This is a genomic window from Actinoalloteichus spitiensis RMV-1378, from assembly GCF_000239155.1.
In the GTDB taxonomy this organism is placed as follows: Bacteria; Actinomycetota; Actinomycetes; order Mycobacteriales; family Pseudonocardiaceae; genus Actinoalloteichus_B; species Actinoalloteichus_B spitiensis.
The window spans coordinates 1-3,859 of the sequence record NZ_AGVX02000800.1 but is presented as its reverse complement, the minus strand read 5'-3'; the positions used below and the strand labels follow the sequence as shown (position 1 = coordinate 3,859).

Genomic DNA, 3,859 nt, shown 5'->3' with positions numbered 1-3,859 from the left:
CGGTCAGGCGGCCGCCGGCTCCGAGCCCGGTGCCGGCCGGGCCACGGCGGTGGGAGGCGGCTCGGGACCCGCGCCCGGCACGGACTTCGAGCCGGTGACGCCGAACACCGAGGATGCGGTGGTGGTCCCGGCCGGGTACCGGCAGCAGGTGGTCATCCGCTGGGGCGATCCGGTGGTCGCGGACGCGCCCCGGTTCGACTTCGACCGCCAGACGGCCGCAGCGCAGGAGGCGCAGTTCGGGTACAACTGCGACTTCGCCGGCCTGGTCCCCCGGGACGCGCTGGGGCAGGACAACTGGCTGGTCGTCAACCACGAGTACACCACCGAACCGGAGATGTTCCGGGGCTACGACCCGGACCACCCGACCGAGGAGCAGGTGCGTGTCGGCTGGGCCGCGCACGGCATGTCGGTGGTGCGGGCGCTGCGGGACCCGGTCGCCGGCGGCCTGCGGGTGGTGCCCAGCCGGTACGGCCGCCGCATCACGGTCCGCACCCCCTTCGCGCTGACCGGGCCGGCGGCGGGCAGCGAGCTGCTGCGGACGTCCGCCGACCCGACCGGGCGCACCGTGCTCGGCACGCTGAACAACTGCGCCGGCGGTGTCACGCCCTGGGGCACCGTGCTCTCGGGCGAGGAGAACTTCAACCAGTACTTCGCCAACGCCGACCAGGTGACGGATCCGGTGGTCGCGGAGCGGTTGGCCCGCTACGGCATCAGCGGCGGAGCCAGCACCCGCAAGTGGGAGCGGTTCGACGACAGGTTCGACCTCGCGGTCGAACCGAACGAGGTCAACCGGTTCGGCTGGGTGGTCGAGGTCGACCCGAGCGACCCGGACTCGACCCCGGTGAAGCACACCGCGCTGGGCCGGTTCAAGCACGAGGGCGCCACCATCAGACTGACCGAGGACGGCCGGGCGGTGGCGTACCAGGGGGACGACGAGCGCTTCGACTACCTCTACAAGTTCGTCTCCCGGGGGCGGGTGGTGCCCGGGAACACGCGGGCGGCCCGGCGGCACAACATGCGGTTGCTCGACGACGGGACCCTCTACGTGGCGAGGCTGACGGGGGACAGCCCCGCCGAGGAGATCGACGGCTCGGGGGCGTTGCCCGCCGACGGCGAGTTCGGCGGGACCGGCGAGTGGATCCCGCTGGCCAGGGGAGACCGGTCCTTCGTCCCGGGCATGACCGCCGAGGAGGTGTACGTCTTCACCCGCCTGGCGGCCGACCGGGTCGGCGCGACGAAGATGGACCGGCCGGAGGACGTGGAGGCGAACCCGGTCACCGGGCGGGTGTACGCGGCGTTGACGAACAACGGCGACCGGGGCGCCGCCGGCAGCGCCGGCCCGGACGAGGCGAACCCGAGGGCGGGCAACAAGCACGGTCACGTGCTGGAGTGGGAGGAGGCCGGCGGGGACGCGGCCGCGACCGCGTTCCGCTGGCGGTTGCTCCTGGTCTGCGGCGACCCGGAGTCGCCGGACACCTACTTCGCCGGTTTCGACAAGAGCCAGGTGAGTCCGATCAGCAGCCCGGACAACCTGACCTTCGACGACCACGGCAACCTGTGGATCTCCACCGACTCGACCGGAGCGCTCGGCAGCAACGACGGGCTGTACGCGGTCCCCACCGAGGGCGAACGGCGGGGCGAGCTGAAGCTGTTCCTCACGGTCCCCCGGGGCGCGGAGGCGTGCGGACCGGTCGTCACCGAGGACCTCGTCACGGTCTGCGTCCAGCACCCGGGGGAGATCGACGGCTCCAGCGCGGAACGGCCGGGCTCGGACTGGCCGGACCGTGGTGGGGCGAACCCCCGTCCGTCGGTGGTGGGGGTGTGGCGCACCGGCCCGGGTGGGCGGGGAGTCGGCCGGATCGGCCGGTGACGAGCCGGGGCGCCCCCGGTTCGGGGCGGGGGCGCCCCATCCACCCCGACCGCGTTCCCCCAGGTCCGCCCTGGAGCGGGCTGGCAGGAGCCGGCGCGTCCCAGGGCTGCCCCCTGCGGGGACGGGTCCGGTTCCCGGACTCGGTCGGACGCCGTGGTCCCGGGGCGAATACCGTCGGGCCATGACTTCCACTCGTCCTCTTGCCCTGATCACCGGCGCCTCCCGGGGGGTGGGCGCCGCCGTCGCCCGGGAGTTGGCGCCGACGCACCGGCTGCTGCTGGGCGGCCGGGACACGCCGGCGCTCCACGAGACGGTGGCAGCCCTGGAGGGGGCGGAGCCCTTCGCCGTGGAGCTGACCGACTCGGCTTCGCTGGCGGACGCGGTGCGCGGCATCGACCAGCTCGACGTCCTGGTGCACAGCGCGGGAGTCGCCGAGATCGGTGCCATCGCCGACCAGGGGGGTGAGGTCTGGCGGCGGACGATGGAGGTGAACGTGATCGCCGTCGTGGAGCTGACGAGGCTGCTGCTGCCGGCGCTGCGCGCGGCCGGGGGGCACGTGGTCCTCGTCAACTCGGGAGCGGGCCTGCGGCCGCCGAACCCCGGCTGGGGTTCCTACGCCGCCAGCAAGCACGCGCTGCGCGCCTTCGCGGACGCGTTGAACGCCGAGGAACGGGAACACGGTGTTCGCGTCACCTCCGTCTTTCCGGGGCGGGTGGCGACGGACATGCAGCGCCAGGTGCGGGCGGCGGAGGGGACCGACTACGTGCCGGAGCACTACCTGCGGCCGGAGACGGTGGCCAGGGCGGTCGGCCAGGCCCTGTCGACACCGGCGGACGGGCTGACGACGGAGATCGTGTTGCGCCCGGCCTGATCAGCGCGGTGCGCCGGCGGCCTCGCTCGCCGGGCCGGCGCCCGGACGGGCGCACGAGGGTGTTCCGGCTGGGGACGGGCGCGTTCGACCAGGGCCGCGACCGCTCGCCCCGGCCGGGGACGGGCGCGTCCGGGTCGGCGGTGTGCCGGGGACGCGCGTACCGGTGGTGCGGCGTGGGGACGCGGGCGTCCGGTCGGGCGGTTCGTCCGCGTCGTCGGGAGCGCGGCGCCGGTCCGGGGGCGGGGAGTGCCCCGCCGCTTCGCCGGGGGCGCCGAACCGGACGGGCACCGGGAGGAAGGTGGCTGCCGGTGCCGTCACGACGGACGTCCCGGAACCCGCGTCCATTCCCGGAATCGTCGCCTGCCGGGGCGGGCGGTGTGCTCGCTGCTCAACGGAAGGGTGACCCGGACAGTGGAAGACCCCGCGGTGCTGCCAGGTCGGGGGTCCGCCAGCACCGCAGGGTCACAATGCTCATCGTAGGACCACCCGAACGTGTTACACCCACGGACGTTGTGAGTCACGTCACCGATTGCGGTTGGGGGTGGTCCCCGGGGTCAGCGCTGGATGGTCTCGTGGCGCTGCTGGATCATCAACAGCTCGTCGCGCAGCGCCGGGCTGCTCGTGGCGTTGTCGATGGCGCGCTGGATCGCGCGGCGGCCACGGTTCCGGGCACGGCGGGCTCGAAGGGTGGCGGCGATGTTCATGGTGATCGTGACCTCTTTGTGTGTTGACTTGATGTTCGATTCCTATTATGGCCCATCTCGAGGCAGGATTCACCCGATTCATCGGTGACATGGTCCACATGCCGAAGATTGTCCGGCCGCTAACGTTCTGGGCCGGACGACCGATACCCAGGTAATAGCGTCCACCCGGTGCGGCGCTCCGCCGGACCGCCCGGACCCCGACCGGGGAGGCGGAACGGCGAGCCCTGGCCCGCCGCAGCGGGGTCGTGGCTTCCCTGCCCCCGCACCGTGGTCGCCCGCGGCCGGCCGGCTCCCGCCGGACCGTTGCGCGCGGGCGGCGACCACGGTTGGGTGGACCTCGTGACTGAGGTAGTGACCCACGGGTCGGGAGAAGCGGTCCGGATCGCCGACCGGGCGTGGCTGGGGGGCACCCTC

General features: G+C 73.6%; 3 protein-coding genes. 2 read left to right on the top strand and 1 reads right to left on the bottom strand.

What is annotated here, in order from left to right; genetic code table 11:
- Both ACTIDRAF_RS0225410 and ACTIDRAF_RS0225405 read left to right on the top strand, forming a co-directional pair.
- Window positions 1–1,870 (top strand): PhoX family protein (locus ACTIDRAF_RS0225410; RefSeq protein WP_016701461.1); only part of this gene is annotated, 1,870 nt, incomplete at its 5' end.
- Between the two features lie 181 nt (window positions 1,871–2,051).
- Window positions 2,052–2,741, top strand: a complete 690-nt coding sequence (locus ACTIDRAF_RS0225405) for an SDR family oxidoreductase (protein ID WP_026066492.1) — start codon at window positions 2,052–2,054, stop codon at window positions 2,739–2,741.
- A 554-nt stretch (window positions 2,742–3,295) separates the two neighbouring features.
- Here the strand turns inward: ACTIDRAF_RS0225405 and ACTIDRAF_RS34330 are convergent.
- Window positions 3,296–3,445 (bottom strand): hypothetical protein, encoded by a 150-nt coding sequence (locus tag ACTIDRAF_RS34330; RefSeq protein WP_016701459.1) that lies wholly within the window; start codon window positions 3,443–3,445, stop codon window positions 3,296–3,298.
- Window positions 3,446–3,859 lie beyond the last annotated feature (414 nt).

Coding starts and splice junctions, on each gene's coding strand:
- ACTIDRAF_RS0225405 (WP_026066492.1), top strand. CDS start 2,052: ATGACTTCCACTCGTCCTCTTGCCCTGATCACCGGCGCCTCCCGGGGG.
- ACTIDRAF_RS34330 (WP_016701459.1), bottom strand. CDS start 3,445: ATGAACATCGCCGCCACCCTTCGAGCCCGCCGTGCCCGGAACCGTGGC.